This is a genomic window from Micrococcus sp. CS26 (assembly GCF_055522295.1).
In genome coordinates, this window is the sequence record NZ_JBVFVY010000019.1 from 1 (window position 1) to 21,233 (window position 21,233).

Consider the following 21,233-nt stretch of genomic DNA (forward strand, 5'->3'; position numbering starts at 1 on the left):
CGCTCGCGGAGGCGGTGCGCCGCGCCGGCGGGCACCCCGTCGGGGCCGTCGTGCTCGCGGCCGTGGCCCCGCCGCGGGACCCCGCCGAGCCTGGCCCCCGGCCAGGCCCCCGGGTAGGGTGAACGGCACGGAATCGCCCCTACGGTTCCCGTCCTGCCGACGGCTGGAAGGAGGTCGCACCCTCGGACCCGCCGCCGCCCTGCGGACGCGACACCGAGGCGCACCTCCCCTCCCGAGGCCGGACCCGTGAGAGTCGGACCAGGAGGACGCCATGACCATGGATGTCAGCTACATCGCCCGCAACCTCAGGCTCCCGGAGAGCTTCCGCGACCACGTCGTCGAGCGCACCGAGCGCCTCCAGCCGCTCGCCGAGGGCGCCGACACGCTCGAGGTCCGCGTGACGAAGTCCTCCCACCACAAGCACTCGGACGAGACGGTCCGCGTGGAACTGACGGTCCGTGGCCCGCGGGACGTCGTGCGGGCCGAGGCCGACGCGGACGACAAGCTGGCAGCCTTCGACCAGGCCGCCACCCGACTGACCGAGCGCCTGCGGCGCATGCGCGACCGCCGCAAGGACCGCCGCCACGGCAAGCTCGGCGCCTCCCGCGGTGCGGGCGAGGTCGGATTCGTGCCGCCGCTGCCGCCGTCGGGTGCCGCGCTGGCCGCGGAGGAGGCCGCCGAGCAGGACGCCCCCGAGGTGGGCACCCCGGTGCGCATCCGCCAGAAGGCGTTCCCCGCGACCCCCATGAGCGTGGACGAGGCCGTGGACGCGATGGAGTTGGTGGGTCATGACTTCTTCCTCTTCCAGAACGCCGAGACCGGCGTGCCCTCCGTGGTCTACCGTCGTCGGGGCTGGAGCTACGGCGTGATCCGCCTGGACGAGTCCCTCCCGCAGGATCACGTCTCCGCCTCCGAGGGGGAGCGGGCCTACCAGGCGCGCGAGGACTGACCGCCCCGCCGACGTCGACCACGACCTGCTGACGCCGCGGCGCCCGTCCCCTCCGGGACGGGCGCCGCGGCCCGTCCGGACTCGGCCCGTACACTGTCCCGGAGACCGCGCCACGGCCGAGCGCGAGGGGCATCCCGTCCCGCCCCGGCCACACCGCAAGGGAGCAGAGAACCAGTGCCTTCGATCATCGACCGCGTCCTGAAGATCTCGGACAACCGCGTCCTCAAGCGCATGCAGGCCACGGTGGACGCCGTGAACCTCCTCGAGGATGACTTCCGGGCGCTCAGCGATGCGGAGCTGCGTGCCGAGACGGACACGCTCCGGGCCCGGCATGCGGACGGCGAGTCGTTGGACCTGCTCCTGCCGGAGGCGTTCGCCGCGGTCCGGGAGGCCGCGGGACGCACGCTCGGCCAGCGGCACTACGACGTCCAGCTGCTCGGCGGCATCGCGCTGCACCAGGGCAACATCGCGGAGATGAAGACCGGCGAGGGCAAGACCCTCGTGGCCACCGCCCCGGCCTACCTCAACGCGCTGTCCGGCAGGGGCGTGCACGTGGTGACGGTCAACGACTTCCTCGCCTCCTACCAGGCCGACCTCATGGGCCGCGTGTTCCGCTTCCTCGGCATGCAGACGGGCGTCATCGTGGCGGGCCAGACCCCGGCCGTACGCCGCGAGCAGTACGCCGCGGACATCACCTACGGCACGAACAACGAGTTCGGCTTCGACTTCCTCCGGGACAACATGGCCTGGTCCCTCGACGAGCTCGTGCAGCGTGAGCACCACTACGCGATCGTCGACGAGGTGGACTCGATCCTCATCGACGAGGCCCGCACCCCGCTGATCATCTCCGGCCCCGCCCAGGGAGAGGCCAACCGGTGGTACGGCGAGTTCGCCCGGCTGGTGCGCCGCCTCGAGGCGGACACGGACTACGAGGTGGACCACAAGAAGCGCACCGTCGGCATCCTCGGCCCCGGCATCGAGAAGGTCGAGGACCACCTCGGCATCACGAACCTGTACGAGACGCAGAACACCACGCTCATCCAGTTCCTGAACAACGCGGTCAAGGCCAAGGAGCTGTTCAAGCGGGACAAGGACTACGTGGTCCTCGACGGCGAGGTGCAGATCGTCGACGAGCACACGGGCCGCGTGCTCAAGGGACGCCGCTACAACGAGGGGCTCCACCAGGCCATCGAGGCCAAGGAGGGCGTCGAGGTCAAGCCCGAGAACCAGACGCTGGCCACGGTGACCCTGCAGAACTACTTCCGCGGCTACGAGAAGCTCGCCGGCATGACGGGCACCGCCGAGACGGAGGCCGCCGAGTTCACGTCGACCTACGGCCTCGGCGTCGTCGTGATCCCGCCGAACCGGGAGCGACAGCGCGTGGACCGCAACGACGTGGTGTACAAGAACGAGAAGGTCAAGTTCGACGCCGTCGTCGACGACATCGCCGAGCGGCACGCGAAGGGCCAACCGGTCCTGGTGGGCACCACCTCGGTGGAGAAGTCCGAGTACCTCTCCACGCTGCTGGCCAAGCGCGGCGTCCGCCACGAGGTCCTGAACGCGAAGAACCACGCCCGCGAGGCCGCCATCGTGGCGCAGGCCGGCCGCCCGGGCGCCGTCACCGTGGCCACCAACATGGCCGGCCGCGGCACCGACATCATGCTCGGCGGCAACGCCGAGTTCACGGCGGTGGCCCGCATGCAGGAGCTGGGCCTCGACGCCGCCGAGGACCCGGAGGCGTACGAGGCCCGCTGGCCCGAGGTGCTGGCGCAGGCCGAGGCCGCCGTGGAGGACGCGCACCGCGCGGTCATCGAGGCCGGCGGCCTGTACGTGGTGGGCACCGAGCGCCACGACTCGCGCCGCATCGACAACCAGCTGCGCGGTCGTTCCGGCCGTCAGGGCGACCCGGGCGAGTCCCGGTTCTACCTCTCCCTCACGGACGAGCTCATGCGCAACTTCAACCCGGGCGTGGCCCAGCGGATCATGAACAGCCCGTCGATCCCGGACGACATGGCGCTCGAGTTCGGCTTCGTCTCGAAGGCGATCCAGAACGCGCAGGCGCAGGTCGAGGGGCGCAACGCCGAGCAGCGCAAGAACGTGCTCAAGTACGACGACGTGATGAACCGCCAGCGCGAGGCCATCTACACGGACCGCCGTTCCATCCTCGAGGGGGAGGACCTGCAGGACCGGGTGCGCCGCTTCGTGGAGGACGCCGTCGGGAACATCGTGGACGCGGCCACCGAGGAGGGCCACGCCACCGACTGGGACCTCGACCAGCTGTGGCGGGACCTGGCAGAGCTCTACCCCGTGGGCATCTCGCAGGAGGACGTCCTCGACGAGGTCGGCGGCCGGGGCCGGCTCAAGGCCGAGGTCCTCAAGCGCGAACTCGTCTCCGATGCGCTCCTGGCGTACGAGGACCGGGAGGCGCAGGTGGGGTCCGAGGCGCTGCGGGAGGCGGAGCGTCGCGTGGTGCTCGCCACCATCGGGCGCCGCTGGCAGGAGCATCTCTACGAGATGGACTACCTCAAGGAGGGCATCGGGCTGCGCGCGATGGCCCAGCGCGAGCCCCTCGTGGAGTACCAGCGCGAGGGCTACACGATGTTCCAGAACATGCTCGCCGCCATCCGCGAGGACGCCGTGCGCACGCTGTTCCAGGCGCAGATCAGTGCGGCCCCCGCGTCGACGTCGCTGCCCGGCGTCCAGGACGCCCGCGCCGTGACGATGGCCCCGCAGATCTCCGTGGAGGGCATCGACGCCCCGCAGCAGCCGGCGCAGCTGCGTTTTACCGGTCCGTCCGAGGACGGGCAGAGCGCGGTCACCCGCAGCGGCACGGACTCCGGCGCCACGGTCGCGGCGGGCACGAACCGCCGCTCCCGCCGTCAGGCGGAGCGCCGCGGCCGCCGCGGCTGACCGGCGCCCCGCCACGACGCAGGACGAGGGCCCGCAGACCTCCAGGTCTCCGGGCCCTCGCTCGTCAGTCCGACGGGACGATCCGGCTCAGCCGATCTCGACCGACGTCACCTTCCACCGGCTGAGCCGCCGCTCGAGTCGGAGCGCGAAGGCCCGGGCCCGGCCCTCCCACAGCACCGTCGCGCTGGCCTCCACCCGGCCGGGCGCGACCTCGCACACGCGGGCACCCACCGGGCGGGGTGCGGACGCGGGCGTCCGGGGCGGGACGGCCGCGGAGGGCCGTCGACCGGGCCCGGTCGGCGCGACGGCGCCCAGCAGCTCCATGCGACGGGTCAACTTGTCCAGGACCTCGGGCGAGAGCCAGGCGGAGAGGTCCCGCAGGGCACGGCGGCCCGTCTCGACCTCGACGCAGGCGACGGCGATCACGGCGGCGAGCGAGCGGACGCGGCGCAGCTCCTCGCGCCCCTGTTCGGTGCGGGCCCGCCGGGCGATCTCCTCACCGCGGGGCAGGACTGCGGGGCTGTGGGCGGGCCCGTGGAGGAGGGTGTCGGCGGTGCGCCGGTCGGAAGCGGCGCGGGGGCGGGTGGCGAGGGTGGTCATGGCGGTCTCCTGAGGACGAGGCGAAGCGGGGGAGTGCAGGGTCGTGGATGTCATGGCCGTGGTCCGTCCACGCCGGCGTGCGGGGTGAACACGGGGGAGGTCAGCACGGTGCCGGGCAGCAGCAGGTGCGGGTCGTCGCCGATCACCCGTCGGTTGGCCTCGTACCAGCGGCGCCAGCGGGCGTCGATCTCTCGGGGGGTCGCGTCCGGGCCGAGCTCGGCGGCGGCGAGGTGCCACAGGCAGTCGCCGCGCCGGACGGTGACGGTCGGGTGGTCCGGATCCGCACGGCCGGTGCCGGCGCCCGGTGGGGTCGGCGCCGGGGGCCGGGGCGTCCACGCGGCGTCCGGCGCCGGGGCCTCGACGCCGGTGGCGTGCGCAGGCACCGCAGCCACGGTCCAGGAGGCGTCCGGCACGGGATGAGCCGCGTCCGCCCACGCGGCCGGTGCCGCGAGCAGCTGGGCACCGACGACGGCGCCTGCCACGCGTCCGAGCAGGGCGGGAGTGAGGCTCCGGCCCAGGCGGGCCCAGGCCGGCCGACCCGCGCGGCGCCCCAGCGCGACGAGCGCCAGCCCGATCAGGCCCACCGCCCACCATGCGAGCAGTCCGAGCCCGGCGAGACCGGCACCGAGGCCCAGCACGCGGGTCAGTTCCGCCCCGGGCGCGCTGGTGCCCGTCTGCAGCAGCGCCGCGGCACAGGCGAGCAGACCGGGACCGGCCAGAAGCAGGACGGTGAGGCCGACGGCGTCCGCCGCGTCGACCGGACGGGTCGGGGCCGGGCCGGCCGGTGATGTCGAGCGCTCCATGGATTCCCCTCCTGTGCGTCCGTCCGGCCGGGATCCCGCGATCAGGCCGGTGATGATGATCACAGTGAACTGCACGGGCCGATAGGTGTCAAGAGTGATGTTTGATGATGTTTGATGACGACCGATGTCCGGCGCTGAGCCTCCTATGCTGAGCGCATGCGGTGGAACGGACTCTTCGACGACCTGGAGGCGCACTGGGCCGACCTCGGCTGGCAGGAGACGGTGGCCGAGGCCGCGGAGCTGACCCGAGCGGAGTGGATGGCGCTGTCCCTGGCCGACCGCCTGCGCGGAGCCCGAGGGCGGCAGGTCCGGCTCCACCTGGCCTGGGGCGAGGTCGTGGACGGCGTGGTGCACACGGTGGGCCAGGGCTGGGTCGGCGTGCACGTCGACGGCTCGGGATCGGCGATCGTCGCGGTGGACTGCGTGGCGGCCGTGGAGGCCGACCTGACCCGGGCCGTGGCCGCGCCCGAGCTCGCCGCGGCCGGCTGGGGGACGGTGCTGCGCGGCATCGCGCGGACGCGCCAGCCGGTGGCGGTGACGGGACGCCTCGGCGCGGCGCTGGCGGAGGGCACCGTGGACCGGGTCGGCGGCGACCACCTCGACATCGCCCGCCACCCGCGGGACGAGGCCCGGCGGGCCGCGGCCGTCCGCGGGCGGCTCGTCATCCCGTTCGGGGCGCTGGGGACGGTCCGGACCGCGCTGCGCCCCGCCTGAGCAGACCGTGTGGGCTCAGCGGGCCTGCGCGTCCGCCTCGGTCCACTCCCGGACGCGGGCGCGCGTCACTTCCTTCTGACGTTCCACGTAGTCCTCGAGCCAGGACAGCTCGATGCGCCACTGACCGCGGCCCCCGACCTGGATGGCCTGCAGCTCACCCGAGCGGACCAGGGCACGGGCGGCCTGACCGGAGATGTTCAGGGTCTCCGCGACGTCGGTCAGGGTGAGAAAGCGCTGCACGGTGCTCCTTCGGTCGAGGCGTCCAGGACGGTCGCGGGCGGCCCACGACGTCGACCCATTCAACCCCGGGAACACCCGGAGGCGACACTTTTCCACAGCGTACGCGGCGGATCCGGCGATCCACGGCCCCTGTGGTTACTCTGGGCGCAGCGCGGAGGGGCCGACACCGACGGGGTGCCGGGGCCGCGGCGGCCCGAGGGGCCGGTCCGAAGGGGGGAACATCCGGTGTCCACGACCATGTCCGCGTCCGCCGAGGGCGGCCGTCTGCGCCGGCCCCGCTGGCGGGATCCCCGGCTCCTCGTCGGTCTCGTGCTCGTCCTCGCCTCGATCGCCGGCGTCGTGGCGCTGGTCGCCTCCGCCCAGCGGACCGCAGCGTACTGGACGGCTGCGGAGGACCTGCCCCCGGGCACACCCATCGCGTCCGGGGACCTGCGCCCCGTGGAGGTGAACCTCAGCGAGGCCGGCGAGCGGTACCTCAGCGCCGATGCTCCGGCTCCCGAGGGGCGGATGGTCTCCGGGACTGTCCGGGCCGGTGAGCTGCTGCCGGCGGCGGCACTGGTGGACGCGGACCCGGACGGCCGTCGTCCCGTCGGGGTGGCCCTGGACGAGCCGCTGCCGTCCGGCGTGGGCGTGGGAGACCGCGTGGACGTCTGGGTGGCCATGCCGGCGGAGGGAGGCCGCGGCCATGCAGACCCGGCCCGGCTGGCCGAGGCGCTCGAGATCTCCGAGGTCACGGCGGAGCAGAACGGCTTCGGCGGCTCGGGCACCACCCGGGTGCAGCTGCTGGCACCAAAGGAGACCCTGCCGCGCATCGTGGACGCGAAGGTGAAGGACGCGCGGGTCACCCTCGTGCCGGCCCACGGGGTGCGCTGACCGTGCGCATCGCCCTGGCCACCACCGTCCAGCCGGGCCTGGACCACATCGGCCCGCTCGAGCGGCACCAGACGGACATCACGGTCCTCCGCCGGGCCGAGGACATCGCCGAGCTGCTCGCCATCGCCCGCTCCGGTCTCGTGGACGCGGTCCTCGTGGCCGGGGACACCGAGTCCCTCACCGCCGCCTTCCTGGAGGAGACGGCCCGGCTGCCCCGACCCGTGGGCGTGGCGGCGCTCAGCGAGGTCCGTGCCGAGCGGCGTCGTCTCCGCAGCATGGGGGTGCCCTGCGTGCGCGCCGACGCCGACCCCGAGCAGATCGCGGCCGTCGTCGTGGAGTCCGCGAGCGCCGCCGCGGAGGGCCGCCGGCCGGAGACCTCGCACGGGGAGGACGCCGACCACGCCCGGGATCACGCCGAGGACCTCGACGACCTGCCGATCACCCTGGAGACGCTCGGCGCGGACGAGGTGCCCGGCCTCACGGACCCCTGGCGCGACGCCGACGAGCCCGACGACGCCGGGCCGGGCGCCGCCCCCGCCGCGGCCACCCCCGACGACGGCCCCGCCACCGCGGGCGAGGGAGCCGACCCCGCACCCTCTCCGGAGGAGGGCGAACCGACCGCACCCGCGCGGGAGTCCCTGGTGACCGTGGTGTGGGGTCCCACCGGCGCCCCGGGACGCACCACCGTCGCCGTGAACCTCGCCGCCGAGCACGCCGTGGCCGGCCGGAACACGCTGCTGGTCGACCTGGACACGTACGGCCCCGCCGTCGGTGTGCACCTGGGGCTGACGGAGGAGTCGGCCGGCGTGTCGCGGGCCGTGCGGCGGGCCGACCACGGCCGACTGGGCGCCGCCGACCTGGCGGCCGCGGGCGTCCGCGTCCGCGTCGCCGGCGCGGACCTGACGGTTCTGACGGGGCTCACCCGCGTGGACCGGTGGCCCGAGCTGCGCCCCGCCGCCGTCTCCGCGCTGATCGCGGCCGCCAGGGAACACTGGGACCGCGTGGTCGTCGACGTCGGGTTCGGTCTCGAGCAGGACGAGGAGTTGTCCTTCGACGTGCCCGCCCCACAGCGCAACGGTGCGACCCTGGCGGCGCTCGCCGCGGCCGACGAGGTCATCGCGGTCGGCGGGCCGGACGCCGTCGCCCTGCCCCGCCTGGTCCGCGGGGTCGAGGAGCTGGCGGAGGCGGCCCCGGCGGCACGGCTGCGCGTCGTGGTCAACCGGCTCCGGCCCGCCGCCGCCGGCGTCGCCCCGCGCGGGCAGGTCGAGGCCGTCTGGAACCGCTACGCCTCGCCGGCCACGCCCCTGGAGGCGTTCCTGCCGTGGGACCCGGCCGCCGCGGACCCCGCGCTGCTCGCCGGCCAGGTGCTCGCCGAGGCCGCTCCGAACAGCCCGCTGCGTCGCGCCCTCGCCACGCTGGCCGGTGTCCCTGCCCGCCCCGCCCGCCGCGGACGGCACCGCGCACGGCCCTCGCAGACCATCGCCGCCGTGTCGTCCGACGCCGCCCGCGACGCCACGGACACGGGCCGCCCGGCACGTCGCCGTACCCTGATCCCATGGTCAGTTCGCTCGCGCAGGACCCCCTGACGTCGCACCCGGACATCGGAGACGAGGACCGCGCCTGGCTGCAGCGGCTCGTGGGGGACTGGCAGCTCGTGGCAGACCTGGCGCTCGCGGACCTCGTGCTCTGGTGCCCCGTGCCCCGCCGCGACGAGGCCGGAGGGTTCGTCGCGCTCGCCCAGGTCCGGCCCTTCACCGCTCCCACCCTCTTCCACCGCGACATCGTGGGCTCGCGCGCCCGCGCGGACCTGCGGGCCGTCGTCGGGCAGACGTGGCATGGCGGGGAGCGGGCCGAGGGGGCCGGCCCCGTCGAGGCCCCGGGAGGCACGCTGCAGGTGCGTCTGTGGCCGGTGGTCCGCGCCGGGAGGGTCATCGCGGTCGTCTCCGCGCACGCGGACCCGAACGGCCGGCCGGCGCGCTCGGTGATCGAGGAGAACTACAGCCGGACGGCCAGCACCCTGCTGGACATGATGCAGCACGGCCGCTGGCCGGCGCCCGAGGAGCCTCCCGGCCTCTGGGCAGGCGGCACGCCGCGGGTGGGGGACGGCCTCGTCGTGCTCGGGCCGGACTCGGTCGCCGAGTTCACCAGTCCCAACGCGGTCTCCGCCCTGCGCCGGCTGGGCATCGCCTCAACGCTCGAGGGGCACCGGCTCACCGACGTCCTGGCCAGCACCGACGCCGCCCGTGTGCCCACCGACGAGGGGACGTGGGCCGTGCTCACCGGGCTGCGTGCCGGACGGCGGGAGGTGCAGTCCGGCGGGGCGTCCCTCACGGTGCGCTCCGTCCCCCTGCTCGGTCCGGACGGCTGGCAGGGGGCGCTGCTGCTGCTGCGCGACGTGACCGAGCTGCGCCGCCAGGAGCAGCGTCTGCTCACCAAGGACGCGACCATCCGCGAGATCCACCACCGCGTCAAGAACAACCTGCAGACCGTGGGATCGCTGCTGCGCATGCAGGCGCGGCGCACGTCCTCGCCCGAGGCGGAGCGTGCGCTGCGTCAGGCGATGCAGCGGGTGGACACGATCGCCCTCGTCCACCAGACGCTGAGCGAGGAGATCGAGGACCAGGTCCCCGTGGACGGTCTGCTGCAGCGGCAGTTCCGCCTGGCCGTCGAGGTGGCCGGGGACGGGCGGCCGCTGCAGGTCGCGGTCACGGGCGAGTTCGGTGAACTGCCCTCCCACGTGACCACGCCGCTGGCGCTGGTGCTCAATGAGCTGGCGGCCAACGCCGTCGAGCACGGCACGGCGCCGGGCGGTGGCTGCGTGGGCCTGCACGCCGACCGCGAGTCGACCCCCGCGGGAACGGTGCTGGTCGTGTCCGTGACGGACGGCGGCCCCGCCGCCCCCGACGGATGGGTGCCGGGGGAGTCTCCCCGCGCGGGCGAGGGATCGGGGCTCGGCCTGCGCATCGTGCACTCGCTCGTGGAGGGGGACCTGCGCGGCACCCTGCGCTGGGAGCGGTCCGACGACGGCGGCACGCGCGTCGTGCTGCGACTGCCCCTGACGTGAACCCGGCCGGGCTTGAGGACGGCCCCGTCGACGTCGTCGACGGGGCCGGTGGTCCGGGTGGGTCAGGAGGCGCGGCGGGCACGCGCGGCGCGGCGCTTCATGGCGCGCCGCTCGTCCTCGCTCATGCCGCCCCAGACGCCCGAGTCCTGGCCGGACTCCATGGCCCACTTCAGGCACGTGTCCACGACCTCACACGAGCGGCACACCGCCTTGGCCTCCTCGATCTGCAGGAGGGCGGGGCCGGTGTTGCCCACCGGGAAGAACAGCTCCGGGTCCTTGTCCAGGCACGCTGCTTTACTGCGCCAATCCATCGGTCCGCTCACTTTCTGTCGGAAGAACCGGAGCCCGCGGGCGCCGGTGGTCACGGCCTCCGCCGGCGGCGGGCGCGGGGGCCGGCGCGGACGACGCGCGGCACGACCGATACGGAGGGCGACCCTGGTCATTGCAACGGGGACCGCCTTCGTACGAACGCGGCCCCCGGAAATCTCTCGCATGCCATCCTCGCACGGCCCTCACGAGTGAACAAGAGGTGAATGAGGTGCATCACCGCGCTGCACTGCGAGTCCTTCGTCACACCATGCCCTGACCGAGGCGCCGCCGCGGACGTGGTCCGCGCGCCGCCCGGCGTACCGTGGGGGACACGTCCGTCCCCGCAGCCGTCCGCAGGAGAGGCCCCATGGCACAGTCCCGCCGCCCCGACCCCGTCGCCCCGTCCGAGTCGTCGGGCGCCGACGCGACGACGGTCCCGCCCCGCCCCGGACGGGGCCTGCCGGTGGCCGTCCTCGTGGTCGCCGCGGCGCTCGTGCTCGAGGGGGGTGCGCTCCTCTGGTTCGCCGTGGACGCGGTGGTGCATGCGGCGGACGGGGTGCTCCCGGCCGGCGCCCGCGTGATGCTGATCGTCATCTACGCGCTGCTCGCCCTGTGGATCCTCGCGACCGCCGTCGCCCTGCTGCGCGGTCGGGCGTGGAGCCGCGGCGCCGCCGTCGCGATCCAGCTCTTCAGTGTGCTCCTGTCCTCGTGGCTCTTCAGCGTGGACGCCGCTGCTCTGGGTGGGCCGCTGCTCGCGGTCTCCGGCGTCGCGCTGCTCACCCTCTTCACGACGCCGGTCACCCGGCATCTCGCCCCCGCCCCGGAGGCCTCGACGGACGCCTGAGCCCCGCCCCGACGACGACGGCGCGCCCCCGGCCAGGGGCGCGCCGTCGTCGTCATCGGGGCCGTGGTCAGTTCACCGGGCCGGTGAACTTCTCGCCGGGGCCCTTGCCCGGGGCGTCCGGGAACGGGGAGGCCTCACGGAACGCCAGCTGCAGCGAGCGCAGCCCGTCGCGCAGCGGTCCGGCGTGCTGGCTGCCGATCTCGGGGGCCGCGGCCGTGACCAGCCCGGCGAGGGCCGTGATGAGCTTGCGGGCCTCGTCGAGATCGATGAGCTCGCGGGCGTCGGGGGAGTCGGCCAGGCCGCACTTGACGGCGGCGGCGGTCATCAGGTGCACGGCGGTGGTCGTGATGACCTCGACGGCGGGGACCTCGTGGATGTCGCGGATCTCGGCGGGGGCGTCCATGGGGGTGGCGTCCTGGGCCTGACGTTCGTCTGTCATGGTGGTAAGCTTCCCATAGACCACTCGTGGTCCGCGCAAGACCTCGTCATCCGGTGACCCCGGGGCGGGCATGCACGGGCCAGGAGCAGCAAAGTGGAGGCCTCTCTCCCACCCGCGCCAGCAGGATGTCCGGTTCGCCCCGGGCCGAGTTGCCGGGTCGCCGGTCGGGACCGCCGCGTCGTGGCGCGCAGCCCGCACCGAGGGTCCCGTCCGACGGGATCGTGTCGAGGCCTCCGTCTGCGTCCGCGCAGGGGAGGCCTTCCTCGTTTCCGAGGGCCCCTCCGGTGGGCGCGGGGTCACCCGTCGTCTCACACAGAGGAGCAGCACCATCAGCGATCCCCGCATCAACGAGCGTATCCGCGTTCCGGAAGTCCGCCTGGTCGGCCCGAACGGCGAACAGGTCGGTATCGTCCGCGTCGAGGACGCCCTCCGGCTCGCCGCCGAGGCGGACCTGGATCTCGTGGAGGTGGCCCCCACGGCCAAGCCTCCGGTGTGCAAGCTGATGGATTTCGGCAAGTACAAGTACGAGGCCGCGGTGAAGGCCCGTGAGTCGCGCAAGAACCAGGTGAACACGGTCCTCAAGGAGGTCCGCTTCCGCCTGAAGATCGACAAGCACGACTACGAGACCAAGACCGGCCACGCCAAGAAGTTCCTGAGCCAGGGCGACAAGGTCAAGGCCATCATCCAGTTCCGCGGCCGTGAGCAGCAGCGTCCCGAACTCGGCATCAAGCTGCTGCAGCAGTTCGCCGAGGACGTCGCCGAGCTGGGCACCGTCGAATCGCAGCCGCGCCAGGACGGCCGCAACATGGTGATGGTGGTCGCCCCGCTGCGCACCAAGGCCGATGCGCGGGCGGACCAGCGCAAGAACTCGGCCGAGAGCCACCGCGAGCGTCAGGGCGGCGGTTCGCGTCGCGACCAGGCCGCCCGCGAGGCCAAGGAGCGCGCCGCGCAGAAGGCGGCGTCCGACTCCGCCCCGGTGCGGAATTCGGTCGGGGATGCGTTCCCCGAGCAGCTGAAGGCCATGGCCGCCCGGACGCAGGAGAACGCCTCCGCGGCCCCGGCCGAGACGACGCAGGCGCCGAAGACCCCGGCCCCGGCGGCTCCCCGCCCGGCCGCGGCCGCCCCGGCTGCGAAGCCGGCCTCCAGCGCCACGCCCGCATCGGCCCCGAAGCCGGCCGCGACGCCGAAGCCGCAGTCCTCGGCTGCGCCGGCTGCCACGCCGAAGCCGCGGTCCGCCGCCAAGCCGGCCGCGCCGTCGTCGGCTCCGAAGCCGGCGGCCAAGCCGATGCCGGCCCCGCCCAAGCCCGCCGCCCCCCGCGGCGGTGCCCCCAAGCCCGGTCCTCGGGCCTGACCCCCCGGGGTCGCCACAGACCAGCCCGGTCCGGACGGACCGGGGTGACCAGCACTGCCGTGCGCGCCGCGCACGGCAGCGATGAGTGAAGGAGAACGGCAGCCATGCCGAAGATGAAGACCCACAGCGGTGCCAAGAAGCGCTTCCGCGTGACCGGCTCCGGCAAGATCATGCGCCAGCAGGCGAACCGCCGCCACTACCTGGAGCACAAGTCCTCGCGCCTGACCCGCCGTCTCAAGGGCGACCAGCTCGTCTCCAAGGGCAGCATCAAGCAGATCAAGCGGATGCTCGGCATCTGACACCCCCTCCGGCCTCGCCGGAACCCCTTCCTCCTCGGCCGTGACGCGCCAGTGCGCGCCCCGGGGACCACACAGATTGGAGTACGCACGTGGCACGTGTGAAGCGGGCAGTGAACGCCCACAAGAAGCGTCGGACCATGCTGGAGCGCGCCTCCGGCTACCGCGGCCAGCGGTCTCGCCTGTACCGCAAGGCGAAGGAGCAGATGCTCCACTCGTTCACCTACAACTACCAGCATCGCCACAAGCGCAAGGGTGACTTCCGTCGCCTGTGGATCACCCGCATCAACGCGGCCGCCCGCGCCAACGGCATGACCTACAACCGCTTCATGCAGGGCCTCAAGCTGGCCGGCGTCGAGGTGGACCGCCGCATGCTGGCCGAGATCGCCGTCTCCGACGCCGCGACCTTCGCCGTGCTGGTGAAGACCGCCCGCGAGGCGCTGCCCGCAGACGTGAACGCCCCCGCCGCCTCCCGCTGAGCCGGCCCCGGGACCCCCGGGTCCCCGCCACGTGTCAGACGTGGACACCGCCGCCGACGGGGCGGGCCCTCCGATGAGGAGGCCCGCCCCGTCGGCGTCTGCGCACCCGCGCCCCGCCGAACCCGACCAGGAGAGCCCATGACCCCGCCCGCCGAGCCGCTGACCCACCCCCGCGCCGAGCGCGTCCGCGCCGTCGCCGCCCTGGCCGGCCGGCCCGCGCGACGCCGGACCGGCACGTTCCTGGTGGAGGGCCCGCAGGCGTGCCGCGAGGCGCTGCGCGCGCACCTGGGGGAGGGGCCGGCGGGCGCGGCGCGGCAGTGGCCGGCCGGTCGCGTCCTCACCCAGGTCTACGTCTCCGCCGGGCTCGCCGACCGGGACTCGGAGCTGGCGGCCCTCGTGGAGCGGGTGGCCGCCGACGGGCCCGACGGCGGCGAGCGGGTGTTCGTGCGGGAGGCCTCGGACGAGGTCCTGACGGCCATGGCGGACGCGGTGACGGGCCAGGGCGTCGTGGCCGTGGCCCGCGTCCCGGATCAGCCCGCCCTGGAGGACGCGTTCGACGGTGCGGCGCTGGCGGCCGTGCTGTGCCGCGTGCAGGACCCGGGCAACGCGGGGACGGTGCTGCGCGCGGCGGACGCCGCGGGCGCGGACGCGGTGGTGCTCACCGCCGGATCGGTGGACCCGTTCAATCCGAAGGTGGTCCGCTCCACCGCCGGGTCCCTGTTCCACCTGCCCGTGCTCGCGGGGGTGCAGGCGGAGGACGTGGCGGTGACTGCCCGGGCGGCGGGTCTACAGGTGTGGGCCGCCGACGGCCACGGGTCCGATCGACTGGACGCCCTGTCCCCGGCGTCGCTGGGGGCGCGCACCGCCTGGCTGTTCGGCAATGAGGCCCAGGGCCTGGACGAGGCGGAGCTGGCCCTGGCGGAGCGCCGGGTGGCCGTGCCCCTCTACGGCGCCGCGGAGTCCCTGAACGTGGGCACGGCGGCCACGGTGTGCCTCTACGCCTCGGCGATGGCCTCGCCGACCACGCGGGACTGAACGCACACGCCAGAAGGGGCGGGGATCCGTGAGGATCCCCGCCCCTTCTGGGGTCGACCCGGCGGGTGCCGGGTCAGCCGATGTCAGCTCAGACGCGGGTGCCGCGGCGGCTGGTGATGGCCTGCCAGATGAAGGCCACGATGACGCCGCCGATCACAGACCAGATGAGCGTCTGCCAGCTGAACGCGTCGCCGAGCCCTTCCCCGCCGAGCAGGGTGGAGATCCAGCCACCGAGAACGGCACCCAGGAGGCCCGTGATGAGGGCACCCAGCCAGCCGGAGCCCTGTCGCCCCGGAAGAATCAGGCGAGCGATGGCACCGGCGATGAGGCCGATAATGATCCAAGCGATGATGGTGAACATGCTGATGTTCCTTTCGAGTTGCGGATGATGACGTACGGAAAGGAACTTAGCAAAGCCGATTCCACCTGTGCCACCTCTGACGGCCCGCTACCCCTCGATCGCGAGGTCAGCCGCCCGTGGACCGAGCGCGCCGCACGCGATTCACACGGTGGCGGCGGAGGGGCCGTCGTGCGGGACGGCGCCGACGGCGGGGGTGCGTCGGACCAGCAGGAGCGCGAGGACGAGGCCGCCGAGGGCAATGGCGGCACCGATGAGCGGCGGGGTCCTCAGGGAGGCTCCGGCGCCGATCGCGGCCGCGCCGACCCAGGCCCCCATGGCGTTGGCCATGTTCAGTGCGGAGTGGTTCAGGGAGCCCGCCAACTGCGGCGCGGTGGGGGCGGAGTCCACCAGCAGCACCTGCAGGGACGGGGCGATCCCGGAGCCGCTGACGGCCACCAGGAAGAGGAAGACCACCATCACGGGCGCCCACTGCGCGGTCAGGCCGACGCCCAGAAGGAAGACGGCGCTGAGTGCGAAGCTCAGACGCAGCGTGCGCACCGGGTCGCGGTCCGTGAGGGCGCCGCCGACGAGCGTGCCGACGACCATGCCCACCCCGTAGAGGGCCAGGACGGCGGGCACCCACCGCTCATCGAGGCCGGACACCGTGGTCAGCAGGGGGGCGATGTAGGTGTAGAGGGCGAACATGCCGGCGAAGCCGAGGACGCCGACGGCCACCGTGGCCCACAGGCGCCCGGACGCCAGGCCGCGCAGCTCGCGGCGCACGGACGCCCCCTCGGGCGCCGGGACCGGCGGCACGAGCCATGCGGTGGCGGCCACGCACAGGGCCGCGCACGTCGCCACGATGACGAACATCCAGCGCCAGCCCGCGCTCTGGCCCAGGGCGGTGGCGGCCGGGACGCCGAGCACGTTGGCCACCGACAGGCCCGCCATCACCCATGCGACGGCCTGGCCACGGCGGGCGGGCCCGGCCAGGTCCGCGGCGGCCAGGGCGGCCGCCGAGAAGTAGGCCCCGTGGGGCAGGCCGCAGATGAAGCGGGCGGCCATCATGGTGGCCGCGTCCGGGGCGAGGAACGCGGCCACGTGCCCCACGACGAACAGCAGCATCAGCACGATGCTCGTGACCCGCCGGTCGACGCGGGCGAAGGACGCGGCCAGCAGGGGAGCGCCGATCACGACGCCCAGCGCGTACATGGAGATGAGCACGCCGCCGGCCTCGAGACCGATGCCGAGGTCGGCCACCGCCTGCGGCAGCAGGCCCATCATCGCGAACTCCGTGGTGCCGATCGCGAAGCTGCCCAGGGCCAGCGCGAGGATGGCCGGCAGCAGACGCACGCGGCGGCCGCCCAGCAGCGCGCCGGGGCCCGTCGGCGCGGTCGGTGGGATGGACGGGTCCGGGCGCGTCGGACGCGGGGCGCGGGGGGAACGGTCGTGGGCGCCGTCGGCGGCGGGAGTGGGGGTGGGCACCGACCCAGCCTACGGACTCCGGTCTGCGGGGGCGGGGGCCTCGCTAGCCTGGGCTCATGACCTCCGCCACACCCGCTCGCCCCGCGCCCGCTGCCAGCCCGACGACGTCGCCCCGGGACGGTGCGCGACCGCGGCTGGTCGTGGGGCTCGCGCTGCTCGACGATGTGGCCGCGCCGACCCGCCTGCTGGCGGCCCGTCGCAGCGCGCCTGCCCCGCTGCGGGGGCTCTGGGAGTTCCCCGGGGGCAAGGTCGAGCCGGGGGAGGGCGTCCAGGAGGCGCTGCTGCGGGAGTGCCGGGAGGAGCTCGGGGTCGCCGTGCGGCTCGGCCCCGAGGTGGCGGCGCCGGAGCCGGACGGGTGGGAGCTGGCCAACGGCGCCCGGATGCGGGTGTTCTGGGGCGTCCTGGCGGAGGAGGGGACGACACCCCGAGCCCTCCAGGACCACGACCTGCTGGCGTGGCTGCCGCTCGCCGGGCCGGGCGTGCGGCACCTGGACTGGATCCCGGCGGACCGGCCGATCGTGGCCGAGGTGCTCCGTGGCGCCGCCACGGCGTTCTCCGCGGGGCGCTGAGTCGACACGCGGCCGGCCGCGCCCCGCGGACCGGTCAGAACAGCGCGGGCTGCGCCGCCGGAGCGGAGGGCCGGGACGCCGGCCGGCGCCGGGCCGGGGGACCGTCCTCGCGCCGGATGCCGTGGGCGCCGCCGCGGGCCAGGCCGTGCCGTGCGGCGGCCTCCCCGGCCATCCGGGTGAGCATGCGGCGGTACGACTCGGGCGCGTAGGCGGACCGGGCGTACATCTGCTCGTAGCCGGCCAGCAGATCCGGGTGCTCGCGGCGGATCCAGTCCAGGTACCACTCCTTCGCGCCCGGCCGCAGGTGCAGGGCGCCCGGCATGACGCGCGCGGCTCCGGCGTCCGCCAGCGCGCGCATGAGGGCGTCGATCTCGCGGTCCCCGTCCGTGAGCCACGGCAGCAGGGGCATGGCCATGACGGTGACGTCCGCACCCGCGGCGGCGAGCCGCTCGATCAGGCGCAGGCGTGCGGTCGGCGACGGCGTGCCCGGCTCGACCGCGGCGGCGATGGCGGGGTCGAGCATCGCCAGGGACAGCGAGACCTGCACCGGCACCTGGCGCGAGGCCGCCTGCAGCAGGGGCACATCCCGCGCGAGCAGGGTCCCCTTGGTCAGCACGGAGAACGGGGTGCCGGAATCGGCCAGGGCCCGGATGATCCCGGGCATCAGCGCGTAGCGGCCCTCGGCCCGCTGATACGGGTCCGTGTTCGTCCCCAACGCCACCGCCTCGCGGCCCCACGTGGGGCGGGCGAGTTCGGCGCGCAGCACCTCGGCGACGTTGACCTTCACGACGATCTGCCGGTCGAAGTCGGCCCCGGCGTCGAGCTCGAGGAAGGTGTGGGTGCTGCGGGCGTAGCAGTACCGGCAGGCGTGGGTGCAGCCGCGGTACGGGTTCACGGTCCAGCGGAACGGCATGGCCGAGGCGGACGGCACCGAGTTCAGTGCGGTCTTGGCGAGCACCTCATGGAAGGTGACCCCCGCGAACTCCGGGGTGGTGACACTCCGCTGCAGGTCCGAGAGCGGCAGCAGGGCGGCGGAGCCGGCCGGTGTGCCGGCCGTCGCCCGCTGGGCTCCGCCCTCGGACCGCAGGGTCTGCGCTTCCCATCGCATGGCCAGAAGTAGAACACATGTTCGAATCGACCCGCAAGCGTGTTCGAGTCCGGGCGGGGCGCGGGCGCCCAGACGCGCCTACCGTGGTCGCCATGACCTCCCGTGCACCCGCCCCGGCCGCCCGCGTCCTGCTCACGGGCTTCGAGCCCTTCGGCGGCGACGTCCACAACCCGTCGATCGCCGCCGCGCGGGACGCCGTGGGCATCCTGGCGGACCGGGGTGTGACGGCCGAGGCGGTCGAGCTGCCGTGCGCGTTCGGCGCGGCCGGGTCTGCCCTGACCGCGGCCCTCGACCGGGTCCGGCCGGAGGTGGCGATCGCCGTCGGGCTGGCCGGCGGCACGGCGGCCGTCCGGGTCGAGCGGGTGGCCGTGAACCTGCAGGACGCCCGGATCCCGGACAACGCGGGGGACCAGCCCGTGGACCGGCCCGTGCGCGCCGACGGGCCCGCGGCCCTGTTCGCCACCCTGCCCGCCAAGCGTGCCGTCGCCGCGATCCGGGCGGCCGGCGTCGCCGCGGAGCCGTCCCTGTCCGCGGGCGCGTTCGTGTGCAACCACGTCATGTACGCCCTCCTCGACGCCCCCGGCACCGCCCGGGCCGCCGGCTTCCTCCACGTGCCGTGGGACGCCGAGCACCGCCCGACGCCGGACACCCCGGCGCTGCCCGCGGCCGACCTGGCGCGCGCGGTGGCCGAGGCCGCCCTGACGGCGCTGGCCGGCGGCCCCGACCTCGACGTCCCCGGCGGCACCATGCACTGACCTCCCCGGACCCCGGGTCCGCGTCGGCGCGACCGCCCGTGCCCGTCAGCGGCGCGGCCGCAGGCCGCGGACCACGGGCCGCTCGACGTAGCCGCCCAGGGCCAGGCCCGCGCGTCGTTCGAAGACGTTGCGCGACGCCGGGTCCCCGGTCCGCCACGTCGACCACGCCGCCGCGAGCGCGTACGCCGGCAGGAACGGCAGACCCAGCAGGAGGGCGTACTGGTCCGCATGGCCGGCCTCGTGCCGCCACAGCGCGGGCGTCATGCGCAGGCCGGGGCGGGTGAACACGACGTCGCCGACCGTGAACGCGGCCCCGCCCGGGAACCGGTGCGTCCAGCCGCGGGCCTCGATCAGCCCGTGCGGCCCGGGCCGCAGCGCGCAGCCGGCGACGACGGCGCCCACCAGCCCCAGCGGCGTCGCCAGGTTCAGCAGGTTCCACAGCCCGCGCGCCCGCACGTGCGCCGGAGGCGACGGCCGGGAGGGGGCGGCGGTCACGGCCGTGTCGCGGGGTCGACGTCACCGGCGGGGGACCCGGACGCGGGGACGTCGAAGTAGAGCGGGGCATGGGCGGCGCAGCCCGGGTTGAACGGCGCTCCGCAGGCCGGACACGCGGGATCGGCGGTGGCCTCGAGGGCGAGGTAGGCGGCCACGCTGAGCTCGGTGCGGCACACCCCGCACAGCACGTGCGGCCGGTCGAAGTCGCCGGCCGGCACCGGCACGGCCGGGTGGTCGGCGAGTTCCGCGTGGCAGCGGTGGCAGGACCAGTACGCGGGGCAGCAGGCGAAGCGCAGGGCGACGACGTCCCGCGCCGTGGCGTAATGGGCGCAGCGGGTCTGCGCGTCCAGCCCCACGCCCCGCAGCAGCGGGTCGGTGCCGTCGAGGGAGTCCGGGGCGGTCATGCGCCTCAGCCTAGGCCGAGCGCGCCCGGGGCGGACACTAGACTGACGGGCGTCCCACCGTCCCCCATGCGAAGGTCGTTGCCCTGATGACACCCAGCCCCGAGACCGGCGCGGAGCCCACCGCGCCCGTGGCGGAGATCTCCCCCGTGGACGCGGAGGCGGTGGAGGCCGCCGTGCAGGCCGCGCTCGCCGCGTACGAGGCCGCGGCGGACCTCGATGAGCTCAAGGCCGCCCGCCTGGCCCACACCGGCGACCGGGCCCCCCTGACTCTCGCGAACAAGGCGATCGGCGCTCTGCCCAAGGAGCGCAAGGCGGAGGCCGGCAAGCTCATGGGCGCCGCACGCGGCCGCCTGGGCAAGGCCCTGGCCGCCCGCACCGAGGTGCTCGAGGCGGAGCAGGCCGCGCGGATCCTGCGCGAGGAGACGGTGGACGTGACCACCGCGGTCCGTCGCCGCCGCGTCGGCGCCCGTCACCCGCTCTCGCTGACGATGGACCGTGTCTCGGAGATCTTCGTCGGCATGGGCTGGGAGATCGCGGAGGGCCCCGAGCTCGAGTCCGAGTGGTTCAACTTCGACTCCCTCAACTTCGCGCCGGACCATCCGGCCCGCGAGATGCAGGACACCTTCTTCGTGGCCCCGGCCGAGGCCCACCTGCTGCTGCGCACCCACACCTCCCCGGTGCAGATGCGCTCCCTGCTCGAGCGGGGCGCCCCCACCTACGTGCTGTGCCCGGGTCGCACCTTCCGCACGGACGAGCTGGACGCCACGCACACCCCGGTGTTCCACCAGTTCGAGGGCCTGGCCGTGGACAAGGGCCTGACCATGGCCCACCTGCGCGGCACCCTCGAGTACTTCGCCCGCCAGATGTTCGGGGCCGAGGCGGCCATCCGCCTGCGCCCGAACTTCTTCCCGTTCACCGAGCCCAGCGCCGAGCTGGACATCTGGCACCCCGGCGCCAAGGGCGGGCCCCGCTGGATCGAGTGGGGCGGCTGCGGCATGGTGCACCCGAATGTGCTGCGCGCCGCGGGCCTGGACCCGGAGGAGTACTCCGGGTTCGCGTTCGGCATGGGCGTGGAGCGCACGCTCATGTTCCGCAACGAGGTCCCGGACATGCACGACATGATCGAGGGCGACGTCCGCTTCTCCCAGCACTTCGGAATGGAGGTCTGATC

24 protein-coding genes are annotated in these 21,233 nt (G+C 74.6%); 14 read left to right on the plus strand and 10 right to left on the minus strand.

All coding sequences use genetic code 11. The features are described 5' to 3' along the window. Window positions 1-271 precede the first annotated feature (271 nt). Together hpf and secA are read left to right on the plus strand one after the other, a co-directional pair. Entirely contained in the window at window positions 272-949 is a 678-nt protein-coding gene (gene hpf / locus ACZ1IK_RS08820) for a ribosome hibernation-promoting factor, HPF/YfiA family (protein ID WP_041105232.1), read from the plus strand. Between the two features lie 174 nt (window positions 950-1,123). Continuing rightward, window positions 1,124-3,859, plus strand: a complete 2,736-nt coding sequence (gene secA / locus ACZ1IK_RS08825; RefSeq protein WP_061873065.1) for a preprotein translocase subunit SecA — start codon at window positions 1,124-1,126, stop codon at window positions 3,857-3,859. An 87-nt stretch (window positions 3,860-3,946) separates the two neighbouring features. Here secA and ACZ1IK_RS08830 read toward each other — a convergent pair whose 3' ends face one another. Beyond that, window positions 3,947-4,459 carry an Rv3235 family protein gene (locus ACZ1IK_RS08830; RefSeq protein WP_049147321.1) on the minus strand — a complete coding sequence of 171 codons (513 nt, stop codon included), beginning with the start codon at window positions 4,457-4,459 and terminating at the stop codon, window positions 3,947-3,949. Window positions 4,460-4,509: 50 nt separating this feature from the next. Further along, window positions 4,510-5,262 (minus strand): LysM peptidoglycan-binding domain-containing protein, encoded by a 753-nt coding sequence (locus ACZ1IK_RS08835; protein WP_465098464.1) that lies wholly within the window; start codon window positions 5,260-5,262, stop codon window positions 4,510-4,512. Window positions 5,263-5,418: 156 nt separating this feature from the next. Between ACZ1IK_RS08835 and ACZ1IK_RS08840 the strand changes: the two genes are divergently transcribed. Continuing rightward, a complete protein-coding gene (locus ACZ1IK_RS08840) occupies window positions 5,419-5,976 on the plus strand; it encodes a hypothetical protein (protein WP_036383497.1) in 558 nt (185 codons plus the stop codon). 15 nt (window positions 5,977-5,991) lie between these two features. On the opposite strand, the gene ACZ1IK_RS08845 is transcribed toward ACZ1IK_RS08840, so the two are convergent. Then, window positions 5,992-6,216 carry a helix-turn-helix domain-containing protein gene (locus tag ACZ1IK_RS08845; protein ID WP_123244132.1) on the minus strand — a complete coding sequence of 75 codons (225 nt, stop codon included), beginning with the start codon at window positions 6,214-6,216 and terminating at the stop codon, window positions 5,992-5,994. Between the two features lie 225 nt (window positions 6,217-6,441). On the opposite strand from ACZ1IK_RS08845, the gene ACZ1IK_RS08850 reads away from it, so the two are divergent. Genes ACZ1IK_RS08850 through ACZ1IK_RS08860 form a run of 3 tightly spaced genes read left to right on the plus strand, consistent with a single transcriptional unit; the run spans window position 6,442 to window position 10,153 of the window. After that, complete coding sequence (locus ACZ1IK_RS08850; protein ID WP_123244131.1) at window positions 6,442-7,089, plus strand: SAF domain-containing protein; 648 nt, start codon at window positions 6,442-6,444, stop codon at window positions 7,087-7,089. A 2-nt stretch (window positions 7,090-7,091) separates the two neighbouring features. Next, window positions 7,092-8,675 (plus strand): tyrosine-protein kinase family protein, encoded by a 1,584-nt coding sequence (locus ACZ1IK_RS08855; RefSeq protein ID WP_123244130.1) that lies wholly within the window; start codon window positions 7,092-7,094, stop codon window positions 8,673-8,675. Continuing rightward, a complete protein-coding gene (locus tag ACZ1IK_RS08860; protein WP_134415753.1) occupies window positions 8,645-10,153 on the plus strand; it encodes a sensor histidine kinase in 1,509 nt (502 codons plus the stop codon). Before ACZ1IK_RS08855 ends, ACZ1IK_RS08860 begins: the two co-directional genes overlap by 31 nt. A 62-nt stretch (window positions 10,154-10,215) precedes the next feature. On the opposite strand, the gene ACZ1IK_RS08865 is transcribed toward ACZ1IK_RS08860, so the two are convergent. Further along, window positions 10,216-10,464, minus strand: a complete 249-nt coding sequence (locus ACZ1IK_RS08865) for a WhiB family transcriptional regulator (RefSeq protein ID WP_002854852.1) — start codon at window positions 10,462-10,464, stop codon at window positions 10,216-10,218. A gap of 365 nt (window positions 10,465-10,829) precedes the next feature. Here ACZ1IK_RS08865 and ACZ1IK_RS08870 point away from each other — a divergent pair, with 365 nt between their 5' ends. After that, window positions 10,830-11,306, plus strand: coding sequence for a hypothetical protein (locus ACZ1IK_RS08870; RefSeq protein ID WP_012750967.1), 477 nt, complete (start codon window positions 10,830-10,832; stop codon window positions 11,304-11,306). A 67-nt stretch (window positions 11,307-11,373) separates the two neighbouring features. Here ACZ1IK_RS08870 and ACZ1IK_RS08875 read toward each other — a convergent pair whose 3' ends face one another. Then, window positions 11,374-11,745 (minus strand): DUF1844 domain-containing protein, encoded by a 372-nt coding sequence (locus ACZ1IK_RS08875; protein WP_036313345.1) that lies wholly within the window; start codon window positions 11,743-11,745, stop codon window positions 11,374-11,376. Window positions 11,746-12,121: 376 nt separating this feature from the next. Between ACZ1IK_RS08875 and infC the strand changes: the two genes are divergently transcribed. From infC to ACZ1IK_RS08895, 4 genes are all read left to right on the plus strand, one after another. Next, the gene (infC, locus tag ACZ1IK_RS08880; RefSeq protein WP_240335717.1) at window positions 12,122-13,096 is read left to right on the plus strand and encodes a translation initiation factor IF-3; all 975 of its coding nucleotides are present in this window, start codon (window positions 12,122-12,124) and stop codon (window positions 13,094-13,096) included. A gap of 104 nt (window positions 13,097-13,200) precedes the next feature. Beyond that, on the plus strand, window positions 13,201-13,395 hold the full coding sequence (rpmI, locus tag ACZ1IK_RS08885) for a 50S ribosomal protein L35 (RefSeq protein WP_002853699.1): 195 nt from the start codon (window positions 13,201-13,203) through the stop codon (window positions 13,393-13,395). An 89-nt stretch (window positions 13,396-13,484) separates the two neighbouring features. Continuing rightward, window positions 13,485-13,871: a 50S ribosomal protein L20 gene (rplT, locus tag ACZ1IK_RS08890; protein ID WP_002853696.1), complete on the plus strand. Its 387-nt coding sequence runs from the start codon at window positions 13,485-13,487 to the stop codon at window positions 13,869-13,871. Between the two features lie 138 nt (window positions 13,872-14,009). Continuing rightward, window positions 14,010-14,906 (plus strand): TrmH family RNA methyltransferase, encoded by an 897-nt coding sequence (locus ACZ1IK_RS08895; protein WP_036315636.1) that lies wholly within the window; start codon window positions 14,010-14,012, stop codon window positions 14,904-14,906. Window positions 14,907-14,994: 88 nt separating this feature from the next. On the opposite strand, the gene ACZ1IK_RS08900 is transcribed toward ACZ1IK_RS08895, so the two are convergent. Both ACZ1IK_RS08900 and ACZ1IK_RS08905 read right to left on the minus strand, forming a co-directional pair. Continuing rightward, on the minus strand, window positions 14,995-15,267 hold the full coding sequence (locus ACZ1IK_RS08900; protein ID WP_036315639.1) for a GlsB/YeaQ/YmgE family stress response membrane protein: 273 nt from the start codon (window positions 15,265-15,267) through the stop codon (window positions 14,995-14,997). A gap of 141 nt (window positions 15,268-15,408) precedes the next feature. Beyond that, window positions 15,409-16,731: an MFS transporter gene (locus tag ACZ1IK_RS08905; RefSeq protein ID WP_051995270.1), complete on the minus strand. Its 1,323-nt coding sequence runs from the start codon at window positions 16,729-16,731 to the stop codon at window positions 15,409-15,411. A gap of 56 nt (window positions 16,732-16,787) precedes the next feature. Here ACZ1IK_RS08905 and ACZ1IK_RS08910 point away from each other — a divergent pair, with 56 nt between their 5' ends. Continuing rightward, a complete protein-coding gene (locus ACZ1IK_RS08910; protein WP_036315642.1) occupies window positions 16,788-17,300 on the plus strand; it encodes a (deoxy)nucleoside triphosphate pyrophosphohydrolase in 513 nt (170 codons plus the stop codon). 34 nt (window positions 17,301-17,334) lie between these two features. Here the strand turns inward: ACZ1IK_RS08910 and ACZ1IK_RS08915 are convergent, their stop codons facing one another. Then, the gene (locus ACZ1IK_RS08915; RefSeq protein ID WP_020624690.1) at window positions 17,335-18,408 is read right to left on the minus strand and encodes an Rv2578c family radical SAM protein; all 1,074 of its coding nucleotides are present in this window, start codon (window positions 18,406-18,408) and stop codon (window positions 17,335-17,337) included. 92 nt (window positions 18,409-18,500) lie between these two features. Here ACZ1IK_RS08915 and ACZ1IK_RS08920 point away from each other — a divergent pair, with 92 nt between their 5' ends. Next, entirely contained in the window at window positions 18,501-19,163 is a 663-nt protein-coding gene (locus ACZ1IK_RS08920) for a pyroglutamyl-peptidase I (RefSeq protein ID WP_036315688.1), read from the plus strand. A gap of 45 nt (window positions 19,164-19,208) precedes the next feature. On the opposite strand, the gene ACZ1IK_RS08925 is transcribed toward ACZ1IK_RS08920, so the two are convergent. Both ACZ1IK_RS08925 and ACZ1IK_RS08930 read right to left on the minus strand, forming a co-directional pair. Then, window positions 19,209-19,658 (minus strand): hypothetical protein, encoded by a 450-nt coding sequence (locus tag ACZ1IK_RS08925; protein WP_036315645.1) that lies wholly within the window; start codon window positions 19,656-19,658, stop codon window positions 19,209-19,211. Further along, entirely contained in the window at window positions 19,655-20,062 is a 408-nt protein-coding gene (locus ACZ1IK_RS08930; protein WP_020624687.1) for a CHY zinc finger protein, read from the minus strand. The genes ACZ1IK_RS08925 and ACZ1IK_RS08930 overlap by 4 nt, the downstream gene beginning before the upstream one ends. 86 nt (window positions 20,063-20,148) lie before the next feature. Between ACZ1IK_RS08930 and pheS the strand changes: the two genes are divergently transcribed. Beyond that, on the plus strand, window positions 20,149-21,231 hold the full coding sequence (gene pheS, locus ACZ1IK_RS08935; RefSeq protein ID WP_012750956.1) for a phenylalanine--tRNA ligase subunit alpha: 1,083 nt from the start codon (window positions 20,149-20,151) through the stop codon (window positions 21,229-21,231). Window positions 21,232-21,233 lie beyond the last annotated feature (2 nt).